Origin of the sequence: Pseudomonas campi (assembly GCF_013200955.2) — a bacterium.
In the GTDB taxonomy this organism is placed as follows: domain Bacteria; phylum Pseudomonadota; class Gammaproteobacteria; order Pseudomonadales; family Pseudomonadaceae; genus Aquipseudomonas; species Aquipseudomonas campi.
In genome coordinates, this window is sequence record NZ_CP053697.2 from 639,645 (window position 1) to 666,098 (window position 26,454).

The window sequence follows — 26,454 nt, forward strand, 5'->3', positions numbered from 1 at the left end:
TTCATGGCCCAGGGTAATCGGGCGCCAATTGTATTCAGTCTTGGCCGGGTTCGGCGGCCAAAGGGGCAGGTTTTTTCGTCGGCTAAACGACGGGGTGCAGTCCTTGGCAGATGCTCGACCAGCCCCGTTGGTTTAACTATCGCCTAGGAAAACCGGAGCGATCCAGTCATTTGCTATCCAGTGCAAAGTAGGTGACCGGCTGGCCAACTTGTTGCCAGGCAAAGGAGTGGGCGAATTGCAGCACACTGGCCACTGGCAACGGCTTGCTGAAGAAATAGCCTTGCACAGAATCGCAGGCCGAACTGACCAGGAACTTCAGCTGCTCTTCGGTTTCGACGCCCTCGGCGACCACGCGTAGACCCAATCGATGAGCCAAGTGGGCGATCGAGTCGCACAATGACGCCACCTTGTCGTCCGACTCGATATTCATGACGAAGGATCGATCGATCTTCAGCGTCTCGATAGGGAACTGCTTCAGATAGGCCAGGGACGAATAGCCGGTGCCGAAGTCATCAATCGAGATGCTGACGCCCAGTTCGGTCAGCGCCTGCATGATGGAGATGGCGCACGCTGGCGAGCTCATGGCACAACTCTCGGTGATCTCCAGATCGAGGTGTTCAGGGCGCAATCCCGTCTCGCTCAGGACGGTTGCCACCAGCGGCAGCAACTCGCTGTCCTGGAACTGCTGCGCGCTGAGATTGACCGAGACCGTCACGTCCGCCAGTCCTGCTGCCTGCCACTCCTTGAGTTGGCGGCAGGCCTCGCGCAGGCTCCAGGTGTCGAGGGTGGTAATCAGCCCCGTCTGCTCGGCAATCGGGATAAAGGCGTTGGGCGGTATCAGACCCTTTTCCGGATGCTGCCAGCGAATCAGCGCCTCCAGGCCCGTCACGCGCCCTTTAGCCAGATCTACCTGTGGCTGGTAATACAGAATGAACTGGTTTTCCTTGATCGCCGTGCGCAAGTCCGCCTCGACTTGCACCCGGTTGAGCAATTGTTGCTTCAGGCTTTCATCGAAGAACGCATAGCGTTGCCCACCTTGGGACTTGGCTAGGTACATGGCCATATCGGCCTTGCTGATCAGCTCGAAGTGGTCCGTGCCGTCATCCGGAAACAGGCACACACCAATGCTGGCGCTGATCAATATCTCAGCCTCATCCAGCACATAGGGCATGGCGATGGCGCCTGCAATCCGCTGGGTAAACGCCGCGACGCTTTCCTTCGTGGGCAGGCCATCGAGAATAACGATGAACTCATCGCCGCCCTGGCGCGCTGCCAGGCCATGCCCTGCGACAAGCGCCTGCAGCCGGTGACCGACCTCGGTCAACAGCCGATCACCCACCTGATGACCGCGGACTTCATTGATCAGTTTGAAGGCATCGAGGTCCAGCACCAGCACCGCGAACATCGCCGCGGATAATGGCGCCGCCGCGATACGCTGCTGCAACTGCTGCTGCAGGCTGTACTGGTTGGCCAGCCCGGTCAGCACATCATGGTGGGCCAGGTAATTGATCCGTGCTTCTGCGGCCTTGCGCGCGCTGATATCGATATAGCTGGCGCGCAACAGCCGGTGCGCCGTGCCTGGCAGCATGACCAGGCGCATTTCACATTGCACACCATGGCCATCGGCATGCCGCAGCTGCCGTTCGAACACCACCTCCTCGCCAGCCAGGGCGGCGTCATGATTGAGGCGGATGGTTTGGCTGGCCGGCAGGCCATCCAGCTGCGGCAGATCGCCATACAGCGACGCGATATCACCGGCCAGCAGCTCCTCGCGTGAGCGCCCGGTCAATTGCTCGGCTTTCCTGTTCACCTCAACAAAATGCTGGAGATCGACATCGAACAGGAAAATCGCCTCCGGCGCCTGCTCGATCATGCTGCGAAAGCGCGCTTCACTTTCACCCAGCGCCAGGGTGCGCTGCTCGACCAGGCTTTCCAGGCGGCTGCTCAGTTGGTAGAGCTTCAGATGGGTCGCGACCCGCGCGAGCAGCTCGCCGCGGTCAAAGGGTTTGCTGAGAAAATCCACCGCGCCGAGTTCGAAACCCCTGATCTTGTCGTCGCTCTCGGTCACCGCGCTGAGGAAGATCAGCGGAATATTGCAGGTCAGTGGGTTGGCCTTGAAGCGCCGACAGGTCTCGAAACCGTCAATGCCCGGCATGCGTACGTCGAGCAGCACCAGATCCGGTGGCGCTGCCTCTGCCGAGCGCAGGGCCAGCTCACCACTGGCCGCGGCACGCACCCGATAACCTTCCTGCTTCAGCGTATCGGCCAGCAGCCTGAGCGAGGCCAGGGTGTCGTCGACGATGAGGATCGTGCCCTTGTCCGTCATGCTCCGTATCCTTGTTTGATGCAGGACAGCGCATCAAGCATGGAAGCATAGTCCAGTTGTTCCGCCAGGCGCTGCAGGTGCTGAGCCAGCAAGGCGTCGACCTCGCTAACCCGGATGATCGCGGCCTCGATCCGTTCGCTTTCGAGGATTTCCAGGGCCTGCGCCAGGGCCTGACATAACTCGGCGGGAAGCTGTGCCAGGCGCTCTTTCAGTTCGCCCGGCTCCAAGGTGGTCGCGGGGCTCTCCACCGCTGAGTAGTCGTACTCCAGCCCCAGCAGCCTGGCCATGCAGTCGAATATTTCGTCCGCCCGATAGGGTTTACGCACGTAGTCGTCCATGCCGGCAGCAATCAGGTCGGCCCGTTGCTCCTGGAAAGTCGACGCCGAGACCGCGGCAATTTTCACTTGCCGGCCGCCGGGTAGCTCACGGATCTGGCGCATGGCTTCGATACCGTCCATCACCGGCATGCGCCAATCCATCCAGATGAAATCCGGCTGCCAGGATTGGAAGCGCTCGACCGCCTGCGCGCCATTCTCGGCCTGTTCGACCTGGAAGCCCGCCTGGCGCAGCAGCAGATCCAGAAGGTTGCGGTTCTCCGGCTGATCATCCGCCACCAGAATGCGCCAGGCCCGCTGCCCGGCAGCCAGATGCACAGTGCCGCGCTGGAGCTCCCCGGGGGTAACGGGTGCGCCGGCAACGGCCGCCTCGACATTGACCTCCACATGGAAGACCGAGCCCTGGCCCACGGTGCTTTCAACGGTAATGGTGCCGCCCATCAACTGGACGAATTCGCGCGTAATCGGCAGGCCCAGCCCGGTACCGCTGCGACTGGCCTGCCGGCCGCCCTGCACAAAGGGTTCGAAGATCGCGGCGAGGTCGCTCTGGGCAATACCTGAGCCGCTGTCTTGCACATCCAGCATCAGGCGGATTAGCCCATCCTGCGGCTGGGCCGAGAGGCGCACCGATATAGCGCCGACCGTGGTGTTCTTGATCGCGTTGCCAATCAGGTTGACCAGTATCTGGCGCAGCTTCCTTTCGTCGGCACTGATCCAGCGCGGCAGATCGGCAGCCAGTTCGACCTGCAGCTGCAGGCCTTTCTCTTCGGCCCTGCCGCGCAACATCCGGGCGACATCCTCGACCATGTTGGCCAGGTCGAAGGCGCTCAATGCCAGTTGCATCTGCCCCGATTCGATTTTGGCCATGTCCAGCACATCGTTGATCAGATTGAGCAGGTGCGCCCCGCTCTTGTTGACGATGGCCAGGTAGTCCCGCTGCACACCCTGCAGCGTGGAATCCCGCTGCATCAGGTCCGAGTAGCCGAGAATCGCGTTCATCGGCGTGCGCAGCTCATGGCTCATGTTGGCGAGAAACATGCTCTTGGCCTGGTTGGCCGCCTCAGCCTGGCGGAGCGCCTGCTGCAGAGCGCTGGTGCGCTGCGCCACCAGTTCCTCGAGATGGGCACGATGCTGCTGCAGTTCCTGCTCGGTACGCTTGCGCTCCGTCACGTCGAAATTGATGCCCACCATACGCAACGCCTGCCCGGACTCCGATCTGATCGCGTTGCCGATACCGGCGATAACATGCACCGAACCATCGGCCCAGATGACACGAAACTCCGTGCTGTAGGAGCGCTCGCCATTCAGTGCCGCCGCCACGTCCGCCATGGTGCGTTCGCGGTCTTCAGGTGCCAGGGATTGCGCCCAGCAATCGATGGTCCCAGTGAATTGCTCCCGGGGGATGCCATACAGCTGGTACATGGCGTCATCCCAGACCAGCTCGTTACTGAGCACATCCCAATCCCAAATTCCCAGGTGAGCGGCTTCAGTGGCCAGGTGCAAACGCTCCTCACTGATGCGCAAGCGGGCTTCGGCTTGCTGGCGCTCGCTCATTTCCTTCTGCAACTCCACCAGTTGCGCCTTGGCCATCTGGTGGATTTTGATGGTTTCGCCCCAGACACCGAAGATCGGGAAAAAGTAACCGAGCAGCTTCAACAGGTGGGCGGCATCCCAGTGCGCGTCATAAAACACCTGCGCATCGAACACGAACAGATGTACCAGCACCTGGAACGCCGCACACAGCACGATGCTCAGCAACAGCGGGCTGCGCGACAGCCTGCGGAAGTAGAGGCGGCAGTACAGCAGGAAGATGCAGAAAAACGAGAAACCGAGGAACAGCTCAAGCAGTTGCTTGCTGCTGGAGCCGATACGCACAACGCTGGAAAGCCCTGCCGAGTGGAAGATGCTCAACGCAATAAGCACCGAGCAGACAAAGCCGATAGCGTTGAAAATGCAGGCGTAACGAACCCTTCTCTCGGCCGCTACTTCGCCTTTACCAAAAAAGTAGGCGATGGCAAAAAATATCAACAAGGTTGCCCGGCCGGTTAGCCAGGTCGTGGAAATGGCCCAGCGGATTTGCGCGGGGGGATCGATCCACAGCCGGTCAAAGGCAAACAGGGCATGGATAAACTCCTCGCCGCCAATCTGCACCAAGCCAATCGAGACGAATAGAAAGAACCAGCGCCCGGTGGTGAGAAAGTGCAGCAACACCATCACCCCCGCTGTCACGGCCACCAGCGCAGAGGACAGTTCGAGCAGGGCATGCACATCGCTGCTGCTCTGCCAGGTGGCACCCGCAATCACTGGGTAGAAGAGCAAGAGGCTGAAGCTCAGGAGGATCAAGAGCGCATCTTTTCTTACGCTCATGCGAGCGCTCCCGGCGCCTGACAGCCTGTGGCGTGTGCGGACATGGTGAGCCTCCCAGCGTGGTGCGAGCGGATGGCGCGGCTGCCACCTATAAGGAGGATACCTTATGAATCGGCGTCAGCCAGGCGGGCGACGATATGGCCGAAAGGGCCCAAGAGAACGATCAATCAAGAAGTCAGGCCGGGGCGATTCATATTGATATGCATAGGGGCGGAATGATCAGCCTGAAAACTAGCATCACCGACTACAGCGAGGACGAGTTCCTCAGACTGATCGAAGAGATTTGCAGTGCTTGCGCAAGCGAGGAGTACCAAGACGAGCTGCTGGAAAACTTCATTCTGGTGAGTGAGCATCCGGCGGGCTCTGACCTTATTTACTACCCCGAGACAGGCAACGCCTCCCCAAGAGTGAATCGCCCCAGCTTTCCTAGACACTCTCCAAGCTCTGGAAATAGCGCTTTTCAAACTCCACTGGCGATAGCTGCATAGCGCTGCTGTGCCGGCGCTTGGGGTTATAGAACATCTCGATGTAATCGAACACATCACTGCGGGCTTCTTCACGGGTTCCGTAGGTTTTCCGTCGGATGCGTTCCCGCTTCAGCAACTGGAAAAAGCTTTCCGCGACCGCGTTGTCGTGACAGTTACCGCGTCGGCTCATGCTGCTGATCAGGTTGTTGGCCTTGAGGAAACTCTGCCAGTCCGAGCTGCTGAACTGGCTGCCCTGGTCGGAATGGATCATCACTTCCTGCTTGGGCTTGCGCCGCCACACCGCCATCAGCAACGCATCGATGGCCAGGTCGCTGCACATCCGAGGCTTCATCGACCAGCCGATCACTTGGCGAGAAAACAGATCCAGCACCACCGCCAAGTACAACCAGCCCTCATACGTGCGGATGTAAGTGATGTCGGTGACCCAGACCTTGTTCGGTTCACTGACATTGAACTGCCGCTCCAGACGGTTGGGCGAGGCCACCGTCGGCTTGCCACCGTAGTACCCGGGGCGCCGGCGATAACCGGTCTGCGAGCGCAGTCCCTCTCTCCTCATCAGGCGAGCCACACGGTGCCGGCCACAAGACTCGCCCAGCTCACGCAGGTCGTCGTGGATCTTGCGGTAGCCGTAGACCCCGCCGCTTTCCAACCAGGCATGCTTGATCAAGCCCAGCAGACGCTGATCTTCCTTGGCACGCGCGGATTTCGGCTCGGCCAGCCAGGCGTAGTAACCGCTGGGATGCACCTTGAGGGTCTGGCAGAGGCGCCGCACCGGGTACTCCACCGACAGCTTTCTGATAACGGCGTACTTCAGCCGGACTCCTTGGCAAAGTACGCGGCGGCCTTTTTTAGGATGTCTCGCTCTTCAGTCACTCGCTTGAGTTCGGCACGCAGGCGACGCAGTTCGGCCTGCTGATCATCTACCTGCTGCCGCTGTGCTTGCGGCTTGCTGTAGCGCTTTACCCAGGCGTACAGGCTGTGTGCGGACACGCCTAGACGCTCGGCCACATCGGCAACGCGCAAGCCGCGCTCGGTAATATGCTTGACCGCTTCGATCTTGAATTCTTCGGGGTAACGCTGGTTGCTCATGGCACCTCCTAATGGGCCTCATTATGAGGCTTGGAGGTGTCTACGAAACTAGGGGCGATTCAGAGAGATTCTTGAAACCGTCCTCGCGTGGCGGCGGAGCAATGGCTTGTCGTCGTTTAAATAGGTGGTCGGGCAGGGGCTGTTGTCAGCGGCAGGTTCTGGGCGATAGCGGGTCCTCACGCAAGGCAACTACCGGCCACTAGCAGCCGATCTAGCCAATCAATAGATCTGCCTCATTTTCTGTTGGCCGGCGCTTGATCACCCGGAGCAGGGGCCCAACCTTGGCCCGAGCCTGGGTCTTGGCTTTCTCGATCGTGCGTTTCATCCGGTCCAGCAGGCTGCGCGTGCCGTACTTCTTGTCAGTACTGCACCGACGCCTAGCCGCTTTCCTCATTCCCAACGTGTCCTGGCGTACAGAACCTCTCCCGCTTTGAGTACAGCATGAGCAAACGCAGCGCCGAAAACCGGGTTTGACGCTGTGCTCAATTGACCCCCGAGATGATCGTCAGGAGCTGAACATGAACTATGAACAACGCGACACCTATGGCATGTACAAGGGCACCCGGGGCTTTGCGAGCCCCGCCCACTTGAGTGCGGGGCCCGGGCCTCAGTTGATGGGTGCAAACACCCTCATCGGCAATGACGTCTGCAATCAGCACGACGAAGATCTGGGTGACATCAAGGAGATCATGCTGGACGTGAGCAGCGGCCGGGTGGCCTATGCGGTGTTGTCCTTCGGTGGCTTTCTCGGCGTGGGCGAGAAGTTGTTCGCCGTGCCGTGGAGCGCATTGACGCTCGATACGGAGAATAAGCGCTTCGTGCTGGCCGTCGACAAGGAACGCCTCTCCCATGCGCCAGGCTTCGACAAGGACAGCTGGCCGGATATGCAGGATCCGACCTGGAGCAAGGAAGTCCAGGATTACTACGGCGTGACGCCGAAGTTGGAGGACCGCTACTAGAACCACCTGCAAGGCCCAGTGCCGTTATGCCTCCGCTCGACTGATTGAAGGGGTGTTGCGGTCACTGTGCCGTGGGAGGCAAACATGACCATTCGATGCTTGATCGCTGGTTGTACCTGGTCCGAGGGCGTGGCCACCGTCATGGGTACGGGCATCCTCCTGTGCCAGCGTTGCAGCTGCTGCGGCAGCTTCCGCTACGTAGCGGTGGCGGCAGTTTGATGCGGCTGTAACCCTCTGGAGTTGCTCTCAGCATGCCCGCGCCATCTGCAAAGGCGCCATCGGTTGCGGTCTGGTCTGCCATTTGCGGACTGTTGGGGCTGCCTAAAATCGGCCCGAGGCGGTGATGGTGCAGTGGCGCCATAAGGATTCACGGCAACCGCGTAAAGCTTTCGTAGAGTGCCGAGACATTTCCCGAATTAGGCGTTTTATTGAAGACACCAACTCCTCAATGGGTCAGTTAGATGTCTTCGGTACAAGCCAACCTTTGCATGCCAATCTTCCCCCGCGAACCGGAATCCCTGCCGGCAGCCGAGGTGCTGAAAGGCCCCCGCGAAGTATTGATCATCGTCGAGCGCAAGGAGGACTGGTCGTCCTACCTGCCCAGCGAAAACATGCTCACCGCCCGCGAGTATCTTGAGCAGTCGCCCAGCAGCGACAGCGGCAAGCGCACCCAGGTGATCAACCTGTGCCGTAACTTCAAGTACCTGGGCCACGGCTACTACTGCTCGCTGCTGGCCGAAGCGCGCGGGCACAAGGTCATCCCGTCGGTGCGCACTATCAGCGAACTGGCGCGCAAATCGCTGTACGGCCTGGCTCTGGACGATCTGGAGCGCTCGCTGGACAAGGCTCTGGCCCAGCATCCCTGTGCCGATATGGAGGGCTTCACCCTCAGTCTGTACTTCGGCAAGACCGATCTGACACCGCTGCAGGACATTGCGCGCCAGCTGTTTGAAGCCTTCCCTTGTCCCATCCTGCTGGTCGACTTCCGCAAGGGCGACAGCTGGCAGATCGCAGGGTTGCGCCCCGGCGCTCTGCACAAGCTGCGTGAGCAGCAGGAAGATCAGTTCGCCCAGGCCCTCGACGGCTTCAGTCGCAAGGTCTGGCGTACGCCGCGCTCGCCCCAGGTGATGCGCTACGACCTGGCCATCCTGCACAACCCGGAAGAGCAGCTGCCACCTTCCAACGCCAGGGCCCTGGAGAACTTCGTGCGCGTGGGCAAGACCCTCGGCATCGATGTCGACCTGATCGAGAAGAAGGACTACTCGCGCCTGGCCGAATACGACGCCCTGCTGATCCGCGAGACCACCAGCGTGGACGACCACACCTACCGCTTCGCCAAGAAGGCCGAGAGCGAGGGGCTGATCGTGATGGACGACCCCAACTCGATCCTGCGCTGCACCAACAAGGTCTACCTCACCGACCTGCTGCGCAGCCAGGCGCTGAGCATGCCGGCCACCGAGATTCTCTACCGTGACAATCCGCAGGAGCTGGACAAGGTCGGCGAGCGCCTGGGCTTCCCTCTGGTGCTGAAGATTCCCGACGGCTGCTTCTCGCGCGGCGTGATCAAGGTGGAGAACCCGCTGCAGTTGCGCGAGGCCAGCGCCCAGCTGTTCGAGCACTCGGTCCTGCTGCTGGCCCAGGAATTCCTCTTCACCGAGTACGACTGGCGCATCGGCGTGCTCAACCGTCAGCCGATCTTCGCCTGTCAGTACTTCATGTCCAAGGGCCACTGGCAGATCGTCAACCACAAGGCAAAGGGCAGCGAGGTGATCGGCGAGTGCCGCACCGTGGCTATCGAGGACGCGCCGAAAGAGGTGGTGGAGCTGGCGGTGAAGACCGCCAATCTGATCGGCGACGGGCTGTACGGTGTAGATCTCAAGCAGGTCGGCGGCAGCGTCAAGGTGATCGAGGTCAACGACAACCCCAACCTCGACGCCGGTATCGAGGATGGGCATCTGGGCGACGAGCTGTACCGGCTGGTGCTGGAGGATTTCGTCCGGCGCCTCGAGCTCAAGCGTCGCGGTGCCATACGCTGAGGGGGCTGCATGCGCCAGAGCTATCAACTACAGGGCGGCGCCTTGCTCGCCTGCGACGACGATGCCGCACCCCTGCAGCTGTGTATCGCCCCAGACGCTGCGGAGCGCGATTGGCTGCGCCAGCGCTTTGGCCTAGACGCGCACACCCTGGACTCGGCGCTAGACCCGGACGAGATCTCGCGCGTCGAGTTCCACCCCGGCGCGCTATTCCTGATATGGAAGCGCCCGGAGAGCTACTCCGGCAACGAGAACTGCACCTTCGAGGTGTCGTCGTTCGGCATGCTGCTGGGCGAGCACCAGCTACTGCTGATCTCCAGCGCCGATTCGCTGATCTGCGGCCTGCACCAGCGCCGCGACCTGCACCAGCCGCTGGATGTGCTGATGGCACTGCTGCTGAACAACATCCACCACTACCAGGGCCATCTCAAGGTCATCAAGCTGGTGGCCCGCGAGCTGCAGCAGCGTTTCAGCCAGACCATGCACAACCAGCATCTGCTGCAGATGCTCGGTCTCAGCGAGAGCCTGATCTACTACATCAATGCCATCCAGAGTAATGGCAGCGTCCTCAGCCGCCTGCGCGACTATGGCGAGCGGGCCGGCTTCGGCGCGGCCACCATCGCCCAGCTCGATGACCTGCTGATCGAGAACGAACAGTGCATCAAGCAGGCCGAGATCTACGCCTCGGTGCTCTCAGGGCTGATGGACGCGCGCGGCAACCTGCTCAACGCCAACATGAACGAGATGCTGCGCAAGCTCACCCTGATCAACGTGGTGTTCCTACCGCTGAATCTGATCGCCGGAATCGGCGGCATGTCCGAGTTCAGCATGATGACCCAGCCCCTGCCCTGGTGGCTGTCCTATCCACTGTTCATCGCCTCGTTGGTCGGGCTGGCCGGCCTGATGCTGCTGGGCCTGCGGCGTTTGTTCGGCTCGCCGCAAACCGGTGCCATGAACATCCCGGCGCGCCGCCGCGAACAGGCGGCGCGCTAGCCCATCACCCACGCCAAGGAAACGCCATGGATCCCCAAGAGATCGGTCTGCTCGTGCTGCCCGTGATCCTGTTCTTAGCCTTCGTCATCAACTACTTCGACCGGGGCTTCAAGTCGGCTGGCGAACAGTGCTCGCAACGCAACACGGACAGCCACGGCGACAGCTCCACGCGGCGCTGACGCCCGCTCGCCATGCCCCTAACCACCGGCCACGCCCCTATGCATTTCTCTTTCCGCCACGCCATCGCCGACGACCTGGACTCCCTGCTCACGCTGGAGAATCAGTGCTTCGAGCACGATCGTCTGTCGCCGCGCAGTTTCCAGTGGATGATCACCCGCGCCCACGCCAGCCTGATCGTGGCCCAGCACCAGCAGCGGGTGATGGGTTATGCGCTGCTGCTGTTCCATCGCGGCACCTCGCTGGCACGCCTCTACTCCATTGCCCTCGCCCCCGAGGCGCGCGGCCATGGACTGGGCAAGCGCCTGTTGGGCGAGGCCGAGCAGCGCGCGCGCGAACACGACTGCGCCTACCTGCGCCTGGAAGTGCGCGGCGACAACGCCACCGCCATCCGCCTCTATGAAGGCGCCGGCTACCGGCGCTTCGCCGAGGTCGACGACTACTACGAGGATCACGCCCGGGCCCTGCGCTACGAGAAGCGCATCGTCCAGCGCCCGCTCGGCGAAACCCGCGTGGTGCCTTACTACCAGCAAACCACCGAGTTCACCTGCGGCCCGGCCAGTCTGATGATGGCCATGGCGGCGCTGCAGCCGGGCAGCCCGCTGCAGCGCCGCGAGGAGATCCAGCTGTGGCGCGAGGCCACCACCATCTTCATGACGTCCGGGCACGGCGGCTGCAGCCCGCAAGGGCTGGCGCTGGCCGCCTGGAACCGGGGCTTGCGCGTGCAGCTGCAGGTCAGCGTGCCGGGACCGCTGTTCCTCGACGGCGTGCGCCGCGAGAGCAAGCGCGAGGTGATGCGCCTGGTGCACGAGGCCTTCTGCGAGCAGCTACAGGCCAGCGATGTCGAACACCTGCCCAGCGGCCAGCTGGACCTGAGCCGCCTGCTCGCCGACGGCGGCCAGCCACTGGTGCTGATCAGCAGCTACCGCTTCACCCGCAGCAAGGCCCCGCACTGGGTCCTGGTCACCGGTTGCGACCAGGACTTCGTCTACCTGCACGACCCCAGCCGCCAGCGCCCGGCCCTGGATTGCCAGAACGTACCGGTCAGCCACGCCGAGTTCCGCCGCATGCGTGCCTTCGGCGGCAACAAGCTGCGCGCCGCAGTCGTGCTCTATCTACGCCAGCCAGCCGGTAGGCGTTGGGCAGGCTGAGCAGGCCGCAACAGACTTCCTCATGCCACGCGATGCCTCCATGGCCCGAAATCCTTCTCGCCCCCCGGCCTGTTCAGCTGCAGCGCTAGCGCAGCCGGGGTCATTTCAAGAAGCAGGGGCACCTGACCCAGGTGCCTTCTTGGTCGCACTCATGAATTTTTCGAGGCTTGTATGACATCTTCAGTTGGGCAACTTGAACAACGGCTTAAGCAACAGGGCATTGCCGAAATCGAATGCATGGTGAGCGACCTCACCGGTGTCGCCCGCGGCAAGATCTCTCCCATCAACAAATTCCTCGACGAAGACGGAATGCGACTTCCGGAGGGCATCCTGTTGCTGACGGTGACCGGCGACTTGGTCAAGGACGAAGACTATTACCACCTGCTCGACGAGGCGGGCGTCGACATGATCTGCCGTCCGGACCCGAATGCCATTTTCCTGCTGCCTTGGGCATTGGAGCCGACAGCGATGATCATTCACGACACCTTCGACAGGCTCGGCAACCCCGTCGAACTGTCGCCGCGCAATGTGCTCAAGCGAGTGCTTGGGCTCTACACCGACAAAGGTTGGAAGCCGGTAGTGGCGCCGGAGATGGAGTTTTACCTGACCAAGCGCAGTATCGACCCCGACCTGCCCATCGAGGCACCCGAAGGTCGCTCCGGGCGTTCGGAAAGCGGCAGGCAGAGTTTCTCCATCGAAGCCGTCAACGAGTTCGACGCGCTATTCGACGACGTCTACAGCTGGTGTGAGATCCAATGTTTGGGCCTGGACACGCTGGTTCACGAGGGTGGTCCCGCGCAGATGGAGATCAACTTCCATCATGGCGATGCCTTGAGCCTGGCCGACCAGATCACGGTGTTCAAGCGCACCATGCGTGAGGCCACCTCCAGGCATGACGTCAGCGTGACCTTCATGGCCAAGCCGATCACCGATGAGCCCGGCAGCGCCATGCACATCCACCAGAGCGTGCAAGACCTCACCACCGGCAGGAACCTCTTCGCCAACGAAGACGGCTCCATGAGCGACCTGTTTCTTCACTACATCGGCGGCCTGCAGAAGTACACGCCGATGACGCTGCCGATGTTTGCGCCGAACGTGAACTCCTTTCGCCGCTTCCTGCCGGACACCTGCGCACCGGTGAACGTCGAGTGGGGGGCCGATAATCGCACCGTGGGTCTGCGCGTGCCGGCGGCATCGCCTGCCGCCATGCGCGTGGAGAACCGCTTGCCGGGTGCCGATGCAAACCCTTACCTGGCAATCGCCGCCAGCCTGCTATGCGGCTATCTGGGCATGATCGAACGGATCGCTCCCAGCGCTCCGGTGCAAGGGCGTGCCAACGAGCGCTGCAACCTACGCCTGCCGACCACCATCGAGGATGCGCTGGTACAAATGGAGAAGTGCGCGGTGCTGAAGGAATACCTGGGCCACAAATTCGTGCAGGGCTACATCGCGGTAAAACGTAAAGAGCATGAGAACTACCTGCGCGTGATCAGCCCCTGGGAGCGCGAATTCCTTCAGCTGAGCGTATGACAGCCTGTTGCCCTGGGCAAAATGAACATGCTGAGTTGCTCCTGACTGCATCGATACACCTGACCGTTCAGGGCTGCGAGCACATAGGGTGCGGCTGATGAAGAAAACAAAAGGGGACGGATTTATTTATCGGGAGGGCTGACCACTTCTGGCCGAGAGCAGCCCGCTCTCGGCCATTAGCGGCCCTTGATGGGCGGCTGCTTCCACCCCGAAGCAGCCGCGTGGATGTGTCGCGAACGACCGAGGGCGATTCAGGCTCCCATGATCAATGGCGGTTCAGATTGAGACTGACTGAGGTGTCGACACACGGTATGAAGCAGGCATTCCAAATGCGCATCGACACGCGCAGTGGCTCACCAGTTCAACCTCACCCCTGCAAACACCGAGCGCGGTTCGCCCGGATTGAGGATGGCGGCGTCGGGCGCCGCTTCGTCCACCACGCTGTTGAATGCAACGTAGGTTTTGTCGGTTAGGTTCCGAACTTCGCCATATACCTCCCAGTCCTCACGGGCGAGACCGGCGCGCAGGCCCATCAGGGCATAGGAGTCGATCTTGTAGGTGTTGCTGAAATCGGCATAGCGCTCACCGACGACATCGAAGGTCGGGCCGGCAAAGAAGCCGTTCGCATTGCGATAGAGCACTTCGCCCTTGATGAAGTAGTCCGGCGCTGCAGGCAGGTCGTTGTCGCCATAGGTTGCGTCATTGTCGAACGAGAAGCGGTTGATGGTCAGGTTGACCAACGGTTCGAGGCGATGCTGGTTGGCCGCGTCTATGGCGAAGCTGGCACCTACGAGGGTTTCGATGCCGGCGTGGATGGTGTTATCCACGTTGGTCGAGAGGCTGGTGCCAGGTGCCGCCGGATCGTCCATCGAGAGGATCTCGTCGCGGAGCTTGGCGTAGTAGAGTGCAAGGTCCCAATGCCAGTGGCTGGCCGTGCCCAGCGCGTGGGTACCACGGGTTCCCACCTCGAACACGGTGCCATGCATGGCGTCCAGTGTCTCCTCGTTGCCACGGATATCGTCATCCAGCTCGTAGGTAGTCGGCGCCTCGTACAGGCGGCTGAGGTTGGCAAACAGCTCGACATCAGGCGTTAGCTGATGGATCAGACCCACGCGCGGATTGATGCTGTCGTAGTCACCCTCAGGATTGCGCACCTCGCCGGTTTCGGCATCGGTATTGCGCACTTCACGGCTGCCGTCGACGGCCTGTGCGCCGTACACCAGCGTCCAGTCGGGCACGAACTGCCAGCGGTCCATCAGGAACAGCTCCAGGTTGTCGGCCTGATTGTCCACGTGCGTAGTGAGGCCGTTGCGATGGCCGCCATCATTGCGATAGTTGCCGCCGTCGACATGTGTCTGGCCGTAGTTGAGGCCCGCGAGCAGGTCGTGATCGCCCAGGCGCAGGTTGTAGCGCAGTGCAGTGCCAGCGTTGCGCTGCTCGGTGTCGATGAGCAGGCTGAAGACCTCGGTCGGAGGCATCGGGCCGGGGCCATCGAAGTCGACCATCACCTTGTCGACGATGGGGTGGTAGAGGTCCTGTTCCTCGTAGGAGAAGCCCACCGAGAAGCTGCTGTTGGCGTCGATATCCCAGGTCGTCTTGTTGGCAACACGCCAGGTATCGACGTTGTATTGGAAGTTGCCGCTGACGTTCTGCGACTCGACCTGCCCAGGGTCATCGCGCAGCTCGCTCTCGGTGAGGGCTCCCGGCAACTGCTGGTCGTTGCTGATGCTGGTGAGGTAGAGCCGCGTGCGCAGGTCCTCACTGAACTGCCAACCCGCGTTGGCGTAGACGCCCTCGCGATTCTGCTCGTGCTGCTGATCGCGATAGCCATCCCAGTGGCGAGCTTCGGCGGTGACCAGCGCATCGAAGTCGCCGGCCACGGTGCCGGCGGTGATCCGGCCCTGCGCCTGGTCATCGCTGCCGCCATCGAGCGCCAGTTCGAAGGGAGCAACGTCGCGCGCCGTCGGCGTAATGAAGTCGATGGCACCACCGAGGGTGCTGGCGCCATAGGTCAGCGCGTTGGCGCCGCGAGCCACGATGGCATGGCGCGCGCTCAGCGGGTCCACGGCGCGGTTGTGGTTGTTGCCATCCGCCGCCGTCACCGGCAAGCCGTCTTGCATCAGCTTGATGCCGTTACCGTCATAACCTACGGAGTCGAGATTGGAGCCGCGACTGGAAAGGAAGGTGGAATCGCCGGTCGACCCGCTCGCGGCGAATACGCCGGGCACGTAGCGCAGCATGTCGGCGAGATTGGAGATATTGCGCCCCTTGAGATCCTCGCTATCCACCAGCGTTACGCCGCCGGGAGTGAGCGCTTGCTCGGCTTCCAGCTCAGCATTGGTCTGTTCACCAGGCACATACTGACCGGTGACGTTCAAGGGCGACAGTTCTACTGCATCGGTACTTTGTGCGTTGGCAATCGGGCTCAGCGTCAGTGCGCAAAGCAGTACAGCAGGATGGCGGATCGAAATGGCCATCAATGTTTGGCGAAACGTAGTGAGTGAACGCGCTGTTTTAATTGTCATGGTGCGGCTCCATTGGTGTCGTAGAAGGTCGGCGTCGTAATGGTGTGGTTGCTTGCTCATTTCAGTGAGCTACCGGCTCATGCATCTGATGCGGGTCGACTCGCACCGTGCCTTTGAACAGGGCGAACTGCTTGACCCGTGCTGCAGGCTGCGTGGCCTCAGCGGCCCGCACCGCCTGGTTCAGGCTGGCAGCTTGCGCGGCAGACAATCCGGCATCGCGCAGGGTGGCGACATCGAGCAGACCGTCGCCGGCGCATAGCAGCACCTTCCATGTCTCGCCATCGCGACGCAGCAAGGCCCGCCCGCCCCGCGCATCCTGTGTCCAGCCGGCCACGGCGTGCTCGCCCTCGACGGTCACCGGGCCAACGTCGAGCACCGCATCCGGGCGTTCCCAGGTGTGTTTCATCAGGTGTTCAATGGCCTGGCGGTCATCACCATCAGCCGCCCACGCGGCATTGCAGAGCACGGCGCAGAGCAGTACCCAAGGTGTCATCCATTTCATTGTTATTTCTCCCTGGCATCGACGCTGTTCTCATCGATCACCGATGAGCCAATCACTTGCGACTCGGGCCGTTCCACCACCGAGCCTTCGGCGAGCACCGCGCTCGCCTCCCCATACAGCGCCAGGGAAATTCCATAGCGCACTCGTTTTTTGCCCATGCCCTGTTACTCCTGATGATTCTTTTTATTGGCGGTAAGCGGGGGTCACCGCCCGTGGCCCCGGTTCGTTACTGCGCGTGCTGGTGTTTGTGCTCGCCGTGTTCGGCTGGGGGCTCTTTCTGCACGGCCACTTCGACCTGCACCGCACCGGCCTGCTCGAAGTGCAGGGTCATTGGAAAGCGCTCACCGTCCTTGAACTGCCTGGGCAGGTTGAACAGCATCACGTGGTAGCCCATGGGGGCGAATGCCACGGCGGTAGTGGCCGGAATCTCGACACTGGACACCTGCTGCATCTTCATCACCCCGTCTTGGTGCAGGTGCTCATGCAGTTCGGCCTTGCCGGCCGCCGGGGTGTCGACGCTGAGCAGGCGATCGGCGTTGTCCCCCTTGTTCTGCACGACGAAGTACACCGCGGCAGTGGGGGCGATCGGCGGCATTTCCCGCGACCAGGGATGATCGATATGCAGATTTCCGGCTTCGTATTCGTGAGCCGTAACCAGTACCGGGGAGACCAGCAGCGCAACCAGCGCGAGAGTCTTGGTCAGCTTCATGGTGTTTCTCCTTGCAGGATGTATTCGGCTTTTTCATGGCACACGCGACTGATGCCGCCTGCGCGGATAGGCGATTTATCCGCTCACGCAGTAGTTCCAGTGCTGATCAGCAGCACCAAGCAGGTGTGCTTCAACGACATGATTAGCTTCTAAGCAGATACGGCTGAGAGAGCCGGTTACATGCAGCGCTCTGACATGGCAGAGGCGCAGGCACCGACGCTAGGAGTCATGCGAGGGAAATGAGAGGTGAAGCGCGGGGGTTGAGGCTATGGCGCAGAAAGCGCGGAGGGGGTTGTGCCCAATGGTTGGCAATTGGCAGCGGGGCGTGAGCTATTGGAGGCAGAGCCAGCCCCCAACCCGCAGTATTGACCGCCACCGATGCGCCGAACGAAGAGCAGAGAGGGCAGCCCATCGGTGACTGCGCGGCACCTTGCTTGGAGCCATCCAGGTCGATGCCTGGACCAGCGTCGCTGCCAAGCGAGCAGAACGCTCCGCCAAGCCCGCTGAGTGCAAGGCCAGACATCTGTCCGTGATGCAAACCGCAGGCGAACAGGCCCAGCAGGAGGCTGCAATACAGCGTCCATGTGGCCAGCGCTCGGTTGCTACGGGAGATCTTCATGGAGCGGGAATCTAACACTAAGGCCAGAACCGGCGGAAGCCGGCCTGGCGATTTGTCGCAGATGCATTACTGAGCCACATGCCCTTCAGCTGGACTGCCTGAAGACGGGATGCTTCAAGGCACATCAGGTTTGCAGGCTTTCCGAAATGGGCTCAGGCAGGAAGATGCAGGCGGACGTTGAAGATCGGGCCGCCGCTATAGCGAGCCATGGCTTTGGCGCCCGCCAACACTGCCAGGCAAACAAGCGGTTCGCCGTCGCGCACACCTCTGTCGTAGCGACCGGGTTACAGGCCGGCCGATGGGGATCGCACAAATAGAAAAGCCTACCTCTGGCGGGCGGGCTTTTTTGTATGACGCCTAAGGGGCGGAAGCTGCCCTCCATGGATGTACGCTCTCGCCGCTTACTTCTCTGCCCCCTGAAACCAACCAGCCCGCAAAGCGCGGGCTGGTTGGTTCTCCTCCGGAGCCTTCTACTTCAACTCCCAGCGCCCATCCACCCGCTGCGCCAGGCCGCGTTCGCCGAGGGATTCCAGGTAGCGCTGCATGCCTTTTTCGCCGCGTTTCTTGAACAGCCGGATGCTGCGTGGCAGCAGGTTGGGGAAGAGCATGGCCAGGCGGGAGATCCATGATTCGCTGGCCTTGGGCGTGCGCTCCAGGCAGGGCTTGTCGAGCATCAGCAGGACCTGGTCGGCGACGTCTTCCGGTTGTTGCGGCGGGTCCATGAACTGCAGGGCGTTGCCGCCGTCGATGGCTTCTTTTTGCAGCATCGGCGTTTCGGTGGCGGCCGGCAGGATCGAGCCGACCTTGATGCCCTTGGCTGCCAGGTCCAGGCCGATCGACAGCATGGCGCCGCGCAGGCCGAACTTGCTGGCGCTGTAGATCGGCGACTCGGGCATGGGGAAGATGCCGCCGATGGACACCGTGGTGACCACCCGCGCATCGGCCGAGCGTTGCAGCAGCGGGATGGCCAGGCGGGTCAGCACCAGGGGTGAGATCAGGTTGATGTTGAGCTCGCCGACGATGCTTTCCACCGAGCGCGTGTCGAAGGGTTCGACCGTGGTGATGGCGGCGTTGTTGATGAGGATGTCGATGCGGCCGAATTTGTCCGCCACCATTTCCATCAGGCGCTGCAGGGCGCTGTGATCGGTGAGGTCGGCGGCGAATGGCGTGGCCTGTTCGCCGAGGCGCGCGGCCACCTGGGCCAGGCGCTCGGCGTGGATGTCGACCAGCACCAGGCGCATGCCGCGCTGGATCAGCTTGGCGCAGATGGCCTGGCCGATGCCGCCGGCCGCGCCGGTAATCACTACCACTTCATTCATGGCTTGTACTCGTTGAGTGGTTCTTGGAGCTCGTCTGCTTCGCTCCGAGTTGCGGTCATGGTGGATAAGCAAAGCGTTATCCACCCTACGCAGCGGGCCGGTGCGCCTGCACGGCATGCAGCGCTTCTGCCCCTCTCCCACTCTTGGTTGATGAAGAGTGGGAGAGGGGAGCGAGTGGCTTACACCGCGTGCTGCGCCTGTTGCAGGGGCGCCGCCGGGAAACCGGGGTGTTTGCGCAGGGTGGCGTAGTAGCCGTCGTCCAGTTCGCCCCAGCCGAGGGTCTGGCGCAGTTTGCGCAGGTGGGTCTTGAGCGCGTGGACTTCCAGGTACACCTCGTGGCGCTGGGATTTGACGAAGTTGATGCCGCCGGACAGGTCGGGGTTGTCGCTGGCGATCAGCTGCTCGAACTGGCGCGCCTGTTCCGGGCGCAGCAGCTGGTCGCGCAGGTAACAGGCGACGGCGTGGGCCTCGTTGTCGAACAGCTTGTAGGCGCTGGAGTTGGTTTCCAGGTAGCCGATGCCGAACAGGTTGTGGTGCTGGCGGCTGAAGATCGACAGGTACATCTGTGGCCGGCCGCCCTTCCATTCGAAGTAGTCGGCGGCGTACTTGCAGCTCCACTTGTAGCCGGTGGCGTAGAGCACCAGGTCGAGCGCCTCGCGGCTGCCGTCCTTGAACACCGCATGGTCGCCTTCGAAGTGGCTGATGTCCGGCTTCACCTGGATGTCGCCGTGCTGCAGGTAGTGCAGCAACTGGGTGTTCATCAGCGGGTGGCTCTCGAACAGCTTGTGGTCCGGCTTGGGCAGGCCGAAGCGGGTCAGGTCGCCGTTGATCAGGCGCAGGATCAGGCTGAATACCGGGCGCACCAGCCAGATGGGCAGGTGCGGGCCTTTCTCGCTGACCTCGTCGGCGGGCAGGCCGAACAGGTGCTTGGGAATGAAGTGGTAGCCGCGGCGCAGGCTGATGAAGGCCTTGCTGGCGTGGGTGGCGGCGTCGCAGGCGATGTCCGCGCCGGAGTTGCCAGCACCGATGATCAGCACGCGCTTGCCGTTGAATTCGTCGGCCTTCTTGAAGGTCACCGAGTGGCGGATCTCGCCGTTGAACTGGCCTTTGACCTCCGGCATGTTCGGGTCCCAGTTGCAGCCGGTGGCGCAGACCACGGCGCGGTAGCAGCGCTTCTCGCCGCTGCTGAGGGTGACCAGCCAGCGCCCGTCTTCACGCTTGGCCACATGCTCGACGGCGGTGTTGAAGCGGATCTTGTCGTAGAGGTCGAAGGCACGGGCGAAGGCGCGGGCGTATTCGAGGATCTGCTGGTTGCTCGGGTAGTCGGGGAAGTGCTTGGGCATCGGGAAGTCGAGGAAGCCCGAGAGGTCACGCGAGGAGATGAAGTGCGCGGACTCGTACATCGGCGTGCCGGGGTTGGTGATGTCCCACACGCCGCCGACATCGCTGTGGCGTTCGAACTGTTCGTAGTCCAGGCCCTGGCGCTTGAGGGCGCGGGCCATGCACAGGCCGCCGGGGCCGCCGCCGATGATGCACACGGCATCGCCGCAATCCTGGATGGTGTTGTTCGCTGTGCTCACGGGAGTCTCCGCTCTGGGTAGTGGCGATGAGTCCACGTTAGCCAAGCGTCGATGAGGCCAGCAGGGGCGAGATGGCCGCGAAAGGGGGCAGAAACGGACAGCCGCTGGACTGCTGAAACGCTTCAGGTATCGCGCAGGCCCTCGCCACGGGTGCCCAGGGTCTGGTTTCGTAAACTTGTACAAGGATGTCGAGCTGTAGAATGCGTGGGCGGCGATGCTTGCCTCAGTCGGGGTGCTGGGTAGTTGCGCCAGATGTGGCCGGTGGTCCGCTTAGCCAGGCCTTTACGCCCGTTCTGGTTGATTCCGCAGCGCAGGGCGCTGGCTTGGCGTGTGCTGGCTGGTGTTATACAAAATCTATGCATGAGATAGATAAAATTGACGAAAACTTGTACAGCTTTAGTGCTGGCACTGTGCCATTCTGCTGGCGTCAAATCTCAATTTCGCCACGGAGTTAACCATGCATACCCCCATGAGCATCGCCCTACGCCTCAGTCTGGGGTTTGGTTTGATTCTGTCGCTGATGCTGCTGGTCAGTCTGATTGGTGTGCAGCGCGTCGGCTTCATCGACGGTACCTTGACCGAAGTCAGTGAGGATGCCGCCCTCAAGCAACGCTATGCGATCAACTTCCGCGGCAGCGTGCATGATCGCGCCATTGCCATTCGCGATGCGGTGCTGGTGGATGACGCCATGGCCTTGCAGCGGCACCTGCTGGAGATCGAGCGGCTGGCCAGCTTCTATGCCGAATCCGCTGCACCGATGCGTCAGCTGGTCAGCAGCAAGGGGGCCTCGGCGGAAGAAAAGCGCCTGCTGGAGCAGATCAACCAGATCGAGCAGAGCACCCTGGCGCTGACGACCGGCCTGATCAGCGAGCGGCAGAACGGCGCGCGCGACAGCGCCGTGCGTTTGCTCCTCGATCAGGTATCGCCGGCCTACAGCGAGTGGCTCAAGCGCATTAATGCCTTCATCGATTTCCAGGAAGGCATCGTCAATCAGAAGGTCAGCGCCGTGCGTGAGGCCGCCGAAGGCTTCAAGTGGCTGATCCTGCTGGCGACCCTGGCCAGTGTGGTGCTCAGTGTGATTGTCTCGCTGCTGATCATTCGCCAGCTCAAATCCACCCTGGGCGCCGAGCCCTATCAGGTCGCCGAAGCCATCCGCGACCTGGCCGCCGGCAAGTTGCTGCAACAACTCAACACCCGTTATCCGCACAGCGTGATGGGCATTCTGCAAGCCAGTCTGGGCAACCTGGCGCAGACCATCGTCCAGGTGCGCAGCGCCGCCGAGCAACTGGCGAATGCGGCCGCCACCCTGCAACTGAATGCCGACAACAACCAGCAGCAGATTCGTCTGCAGTCGGATGAGGCGCAGCAGATGGCGGCCGCGGTCAATCAGATGGCCGCCACCGTCAGCGAGGTGGCCAGCTATGCCGCCACCGCCGCAGCAGCCACCCGCAGTGCCGACAGCGAAGCCGACCAGGGCAACCGCCTGGTCAAGGACAGCGCCGGCGGCATTCAGCACCTGGCACAGACCCTGGAAAATGCCGCTACCAGCGTGCAGCAGGTGTCCCATGACAGCGCCGGTATCGAGACCATCATCGAAGTGATCAACTCGATCGCCGAGCAGACCAACCTGTTGGCGCTCAACGCTGCAATCGAGGCCGCCCGTGCCGGCGAACATGGCCGTGGCTTTGCCGTGGTGGCCGATGAAGTGCGCTCGCTGGCCAGCCGTACTCAGGAATCCACCCGCGAAATCCGCGAGATGATCGGCAAGCTGCAGGACGGCGCCAGCAAGGCCGCGACGGTGATGCACGCCAGCCGCGAGCTGGCCCGGCAAACCGTCGAGCAAACCAGCCAGGCCGAAAGTGCGCTGGGCAAGATCCGTCAGGAGGTCGGCTCGATCAACAGCATGAACGCGCAGATCGCCAGCGCCTCGGAACAACAGAGCCTGGCCGCCGAAGAGGTCAGCCAGAACATCAGCCGCATCCATGCAGCCACCCGGCAGACCGCCGCCGGTTCAGAGGTGATGGCTGGCGCCAGTCGCGAACTGGCCGGGCTGGCCAGCCAACTGACGAATCGGGTGAGCTTCTTCCACGTCTAATCCAGACGCCTCGGCGCGCAGTGCGTAGGGCGGGTGCCGCCCGCGTGGGACCTCGCGGGTTGCACCCGCCCTACGGCGAAGCTGATGACTCAGGCTGGTGTAGCCCGGATGCAATCCGGGGGCGGAGTTGCCTGCCTCCCGGATTGCATCCGGGCTACGTTGGCGGGTGGTGTCACGCGGGATGGATCTGCCGGCGGGCTTCGCGCGGGGCCACGCCGGTCCAGCGTTTGAAGGCGCGGCGGAAGTTGCGCACATCGCTGAAACCGGTTTCGCTGGCCACGTCGATCAGCCGGCTGTCGCGGTGGCTGAGCAGGGCCAGGGCCTTGGCCCGGCGCAGTGAGTCGATGATGCCGTGGTAGGACAGCCCGGCTTCGTCGATGCGCCGGCGCAGGGTGCGTTCGCCGAGGTTGAGCTGCTGTGCCAGCTCGGCCAGTTGCGGTGGGCGGCAGAGGTTCTTGCGCACTTCGCGCTGGATGGTTTCGATCAGGTCGGAGCTGCCGTGTTGCTCCCAGCGTGCGCTGTCGAGCAGGCTGGCGATTTCCGCGGCGACGTAGTCGTCGCGGGTTGGCAGGGGCAGTTGCAGCCAGCGTGCGTCGAAGGCGATCAGGCTGTGCCCGGCGCCGAACTTGACCGGGCAGCGGAAGATTTCCGCATAGCGCTTCCAGTGCGGCGGGCGTGGGTATTCCAGTTCGATGCGGTCGATGGTCAGGTCCTGGCCGGACAAGTGGCGGACGATGGCCTGGGCGCTGGCGAAGGCTTCTTCGAGGTAGAACACCGCCACTTCCGGGTCGAAGAAGCGCGTGCTGGCGAACACCAGGCAGCGCCCGCCGCGCAGCTCCATTTCGTAGTCGAGCAGGGCGCCGGTGTGGCGCTGGTAGCGGATGGCCAGGTCCAGCGCCTCGCCCAGGGTCGGGCTGGCGAGCATGGCCATGCCCACCAGGCCCCAGGACACGGCTGTCTGCCGATGCCCCACGGCCAGGCCCAGGCCGCTGTCGTCGAGGGTTTGCAGGGCGCGGCGCACCAGCAGGTAGCTCTGCCGGTAGGACAGGCGATAGTCGGGCTTCTTCAGATCGTCCGGCTCGAAGCCCAGGCCACGACAGAGCTGGGCCGGGTCGCGGCCGAGGGTGGCGACGTGCTGCAGGAGGAAGCGCGAGATCTGCGGCGGCGCGGAGGCCTCGGAATAGCGCGGGTCGGCGATGGGTTTCATGGGCACGCTCCGGCAGGAGGTCGTTATCTGGCGTCGAGCGCCTGGTTCTTGTTGTTATGGCGGCCCACTTGGGTGGGCCGTTTTTTATAGTTAGCACGAGCGTGCTGGGTGGCGCCAGAGCTCCCCGCTGCCACGTGTGGGAGAGGGGCGAGTCCTCACGTAGGGTGGATCACGCTTCACCGATCCACCGCGCGGGCCATCGGTGGATGAAAAGAGCGTCATCCACCCTACGAGCACCCTCTCCCCAGCCCTCTCCCGTAAACGGGAGAGGGGGCGTGCGCAGTGGCGCCATGCAGTCGAGTAGGGCGGGTGAAACCCGCGTTAATCGCCGTGCCCTGCACGCGGGTTTCACCCGCCCTACTCAATAGGCACCCAGCTCTGCCGATGCCTGCCCGGCGGCGTGCTGGGTGGCAGCGTTGGCCTGGTCCTTGAGCAGGCGCCGGCCGGCGATCAGGCGGACCCACCACGGCACCTTTTTTACTCGCCCGCCGCCGAGGCGCGCCAGCACGTAGGCCATGGCGCATTTCTCGAACAGCTCGGCGTTGAACAGCATGCGGTTGCGCGTGACGCCGATGGCCAGCAGGCGGCCGTCGACCAGTCCGGCATTGCCGCCAGCAGCGAGCACGGCGGGCAGTTGCCCGGCCGTGGCCGGCGCCCAGGAGCGGCCGATATGCCGCGCCTGTTCGTCGAATACCGAGGGCATGGCCTCGCCCAGATCGCCCAGTTGCAGACTCCAGCGCGGGCTCAGGGTGGCCACCGCGCCGGCATCGCCGCGCAGCCGGTAGACCTCGGCGTGCACGGCGGCCAGGCCGCTTGCCGCACGGTTCAGTTCGACTTCGCGCGGCGCCTCGCCAGGCAGCAGCAAGAGCATGCGCCCGGTGCCCGGCAGCAGCAGCGACAAGCTATCTCCCGCATCATTGAGAAAGCCCTTGGCGCTCATCCGCGCGCCGGCCTGCAGCAGTTCGTCGTGCATGGTTCAGACCAGGCCGAAGACATCGTCGAAGCGATTGAGCGCCTCGTCGATGATCGCGTCGGTATCGGCGGCGCTGGTGTACATGCGGCTGCCGGCCAGGGTCACCAGGCCGTGGGCCATGTAGGCGGCGCCCATCTCTTCCATCATGTGTTTGCGCGGGTTGACCTCGCGCAGCAGCTGGATCGGGTTGCGCACGTTGAGCAGCAGCACGCCGGAGGTTTGCAGGTGCACCACCGAGCCCTGGTTGTAGACCACATAGGGCAGGCCGCGGCGCTCGATGATCTGCGCCAGGCCGGCGGTCAGGCGGTCGCCGGCACGCCCGGCGAGGAAGGGCGCGTTGCGCTTTTCCATCTCGATCAAACTGTAGTAACCGGCCACGCAGGACAGCGGGTTGGCGGTCAGGGTGCCGCCGACGAAGGCGCGCTTGGTCTGCTTGCCGCCGATGCCACCGGCCAGCAGCATCATCACCTCGCGCCGCCCGCCGATGCCGCCGGCCATGGGGTAGCCGCCGGTCAGGCACTTGCCGAAGATGGTCAGGTCCGGCAGCACGTTGAAGTAACCCTGGGCGCCAGACAGGCCGACACGGAAGCCGCTGACCACTTCGTCGAAGATCAGTAGCGCGCCGAACTCGTCGCACAGCTTGCGCAGGTTGGCGTTGAAGTCCTTGTGTGCCGGGCGGGTGCCGCTTTCCGGACCGAGCGGTTCGACGATGATCGCTGCGGTGCCGCCGCGCAGGCGGTTGATTTGCAGGCGCCGGCGAATCGCCGCGAGGTCGTTGGGGAAGCTTTCCTGGGTATGGCTGGTGGCGCCGCGCGGAATGCCTACCGCCTCGCGCCGGCCGGTGCCGGGGATGCGCATGCCGTACACCAGCTGGTCGCTCCAGCCGTGGTAGGCGCCGCCGATCTTGATCACCCATTTCTTGCCGGTGTAGGCGCGGGCCAGGCGGATGGCGCCCATCACCGACTCGGTGCCGGAGGCGAGCATGCGGAACATCTCCACCGAGGGCACGTGGCGGCAGACCAGCTCGGCCAGCTTGAATTCGTACTCGTGCAGCAGGCCGGTGACCGGGCCGCACTCGCGCAGGGTTTCGATGACCTTCTCCTGCACCACCGCATCGTTGCTGCCGAGCAGGGTCGGCCCACCGGCCTGGAGGAAGTCGATGTAGCGGTTGCCGTCGACGTCTTGCAGATGCGCGCCTTCAGCTTTGCTCATGGCCAGGGGGAACGGATAGTTGAACGCCAGGTTGTGCTGGATGCCGCCGGGGATCACCGTCGCCGCCTGTTCGGCGAGGCGTTTGGAGGCCTGGCATTTTTGCTCGAAGTAGCCGAGCACCTGGTCCATGTTCTCGCGGCGGATTGGTCGGATCGGCTGCTTGATCAGCGCCTTGAGGCGCGCGTCGATGGCGTCGGTGTCTGGCCAGTGGGAAATGCCGGAGTGTTGCGGATCGGGCTGGGTGGAGGCGTTCATGGCGAGGTCT

General features: G+C 62.9%; 22 protein-coding genes. 9 read left to right on the top strand and 13 right to left on the bottom strand.

Annotation, left to right across the window (positions count from 1 at the left end):
- Positions 1-166: 166 nt before the first annotated feature.
- Both HNE05_RS02850 and HNE05_RS02855 read right to left on the bottom strand, forming a co-directional pair.
- The gene (locus tag HNE05_RS02850) at positions 167-2,326 is read right to left on the bottom strand and encodes a two-component system response regulator (RefSeq protein WP_173203129.1); all 2,160 of its coding nucleotides are present in this window, start codon (positions 2,324-2,326) and stop codon (positions 167-169) included.
- Positions 2,323-5,028: an ATP-binding protein gene (locus HNE05_RS02855; RefSeq protein WP_173203131.1), complete on the bottom strand. Its 2,706-nt coding sequence runs from the start codon at positions 5,026-5,028 to the stop codon at positions 2,323-2,325. Before HNE05_RS02855 ends, HNE05_RS02850 begins: the two co-directional genes overlap by 4 nt.
- Before the next feature lie 215 nt (positions 5,029-5,243).
- Between HNE05_RS02855 and HNE05_RS20650 the strand changes: the two genes are divergently transcribed.
- Positions 5,244-5,516 (top strand): bacteriocin immunity protein, encoded by a 273-nt coding sequence (locus HNE05_RS20650; RefSeq protein WP_173203133.1) that lies wholly within the window; start codon positions 5,244-5,246, stop codon positions 5,514-5,516.
- Here HNE05_RS20650 and HNE05_RS02865 read toward each other — a convergent pair.
- A protein-coding gene (locus tag HNE05_RS02865) for an IS3 family transposase (RefSeq protein WP_173203138.1) occupies positions 5,455-6,605 on the bottom strand; the annotation gives its coding sequence in 2 pieces (ribosomal slippage) (positions 5,455-6,368 and positions 6,368-6,605; 1,152 coding nt in all). The two genes, HNE05_RS20650 and HNE05_RS02865, sit on opposite strands and share 62 nt — an antisense overlap.
- Before the next feature lie 518 nt (positions 6,606-7,123).
- Between HNE05_RS02865 and HNE05_RS02870 the strand changes: the two genes are divergently transcribed.
- The 7 genes from HNE05_RS02870 (at position 7,124) to HNE05_RS02895 (ending at position 13,448) form a co-directional block, all read left to right on the top strand.
- Complete coding sequence (locus HNE05_RS02870; protein ID WP_173203140.1) at positions 7,124-7,564, top strand: PRC-barrel domain-containing protein; 441 nt, start codon at positions 7,124-7,126, stop codon at positions 7,562-7,564.
- An 84-nt stretch (positions 7,565-7,648) separates the two neighbouring features.
- The gene (locus tag HNE05_RS20540) at positions 7,649-7,783 is read left to right on the top strand and encodes a PSPA7_2676 family Cys-rich small protein (protein WP_275679063.1); all 135 of its coding nucleotides are present in this window, start codon (positions 7,649-7,651) and stop codon (positions 7,781-7,783) included.
- Positions 7,784-8,052: 269 nt separating this feature from the next.
- Positions 8,053-9,600, top strand: coding sequence for a RimK family protein (locus HNE05_RS02875; protein ID WP_338053198.1), 1,548 nt, complete (start codon positions 8,053-8,055; stop codon positions 9,598-9,600).
- A gap of 9 nt (positions 9,601-9,609) precedes the next feature.
- Positions 9,610-10,590 carry a magnesium transporter CorA family protein gene (locus HNE05_RS02880; protein WP_173203144.1) on the top strand — a complete coding sequence of 327 codons (981 nt, stop codon included), beginning with the start codon at positions 9,610-9,612 and terminating at the stop codon, positions 10,588-10,590.
- 26 nt (positions 10,591-10,616) lie between these two features.
- On the top strand, positions 10,617-10,769 hold the full coding sequence (locus HNE05_RS02885; protein WP_173203146.1) for a hypothetical protein: 153 nt from the start codon (positions 10,617-10,619) through the stop codon (positions 10,767-10,769).
- 39 nt (positions 10,770-10,808) lie between these two features.
- Positions 10,809-11,918, top strand: a complete 1,110-nt coding sequence (locus HNE05_RS02890) for a GNAT family N-acetyltransferase/peptidase C39 family protein (protein WP_173203148.1) — start codon at positions 10,809-10,811, stop codon at positions 11,916-11,918.
- Positions 11,919-12,089: 171 nt separating this feature from the next.
- A complete protein-coding gene (locus HNE05_RS02895; RefSeq protein ID WP_173203150.1) occupies positions 12,090-13,448 on the top strand; it encodes a glutamine synthetase family protein in 1,359 nt (452 codons plus the stop codon).
- 353 nt (positions 13,449-13,801) lie between these two features.
- Here the strand turns inward: HNE05_RS02895 and HNE05_RS02900 are convergent, their stop codons facing one another.
- From HNE05_RS02900 to HNE05_RS02930, 7 genes are all read right to left on the bottom strand, one after another.
- Positions 13,802-15,925 (bottom strand): TonB-dependent receptor family protein, encoded by a 2,124-nt coding sequence (locus tag HNE05_RS02900; RefSeq protein WP_173203152.1) that lies wholly within the window; start codon positions 15,923-15,925, stop codon positions 13,802-13,804.
- 109 nt (positions 15,926-16,034) lie between these two features.
- A complete protein-coding gene (locus HNE05_RS02905) occupies positions 16,035-16,475 on the bottom strand; it encodes a copper uptake system-associated protein (RefSeq protein ID WP_173203154.1) in 441 nt (146 codons plus the stop codon).
- Positions 16,476-16,477: 2 nt separating this feature from the next.
- Positions 16,478-16,633, bottom strand: a complete 156-nt coding sequence (locus HNE05_RS02910) for a hypothetical protein (RefSeq protein WP_173203155.1) — start codon at positions 16,631-16,633, stop codon at positions 16,478-16,480.
- Between the two features lie 68 nt (positions 16,634-16,701).
- On the bottom strand, positions 16,702-17,184 hold the full coding sequence (locus HNE05_RS02915) for a copper chaperone PCu(A)C (RefSeq protein ID WP_173203157.1): 483 nt from the start codon (positions 17,182-17,184) through the stop codon (positions 16,702-16,704).
- Positions 17,185-17,410: 226 nt separating this feature from the next.
- A complete protein-coding gene (locus HNE05_RS02920; RefSeq protein ID WP_173203160.1) occupies positions 17,411-17,803 on the bottom strand; it encodes a DUF2946 domain-containing protein in 393 nt (130 codons plus the stop codon).
- A gap of 470 nt (positions 17,804-18,273) precedes the next feature.
- A complete protein-coding gene (locus HNE05_RS02925) occupies positions 18,274-19,122 on the bottom strand; it encodes an SDR family NAD(P)-dependent oxidoreductase (RefSeq protein ID WP_173203162.1) in 849 nt (282 codons plus the stop codon).
- Positions 19,123-19,301: 179 nt separating this feature from the next.
- The gene (locus tag HNE05_RS02930; RefSeq protein WP_173211586.1) at positions 19,302-20,660 is read right to left on the bottom strand and encodes a flavin-containing monooxygenase; all 1,359 of its coding nucleotides are present in this window, start codon (positions 20,658-20,660) and stop codon (positions 19,302-19,304) included.
- Between the two features lie 499 nt (positions 20,661-21,159).
- On the opposite strand from HNE05_RS02930, the gene HNE05_RS02935 reads away from it, so the two are divergent.
- Positions 21,160-22,797 (top strand): methyl-accepting chemotaxis protein, encoded by a 1,638-nt coding sequence (locus HNE05_RS02935; protein ID WP_173203164.1) that lies wholly within the window; start codon positions 21,160-21,162, stop codon positions 22,795-22,797.
- A 172-nt stretch (positions 22,798-22,969) separates the two neighbouring features.
- Here HNE05_RS02935 and HNE05_RS02940 read toward each other — a convergent pair whose 3' ends face one another.
- The 3 genes from HNE05_RS02940 to HNE05_RS02950 form a co-directional block, all read right to left on the bottom strand.
- Positions 22,970-24,004 carry an AraC family transcriptional regulator gene (locus tag HNE05_RS02940; protein ID WP_173203166.1) on the bottom strand — a complete coding sequence of 345 codons (1,035 nt, stop codon included), beginning with the start codon at positions 24,002-24,004 and terminating at the stop codon, positions 22,970-22,972.
- 361 nt (positions 24,005-24,365) lie between these two features.
- Positions 24,366-24,977: a hypothetical protein gene (locus HNE05_RS02945; protein WP_173203168.1), complete on the bottom strand. Its 612-nt coding sequence runs from the start codon at positions 24,975-24,977 to the stop codon at positions 24,366-24,368.
- A gap of 3 nt (positions 24,978-24,980) precedes the next feature.
- A complete protein-coding gene (locus tag HNE05_RS02950; protein WP_173203170.1) occupies positions 24,981-26,444 on the bottom strand; it encodes an aspartate aminotransferase family protein in 1,464 nt (487 codons plus the stop codon).
- Between the last annotated feature and the right edge of the window lie 10 nt (positions 26,445-26,454).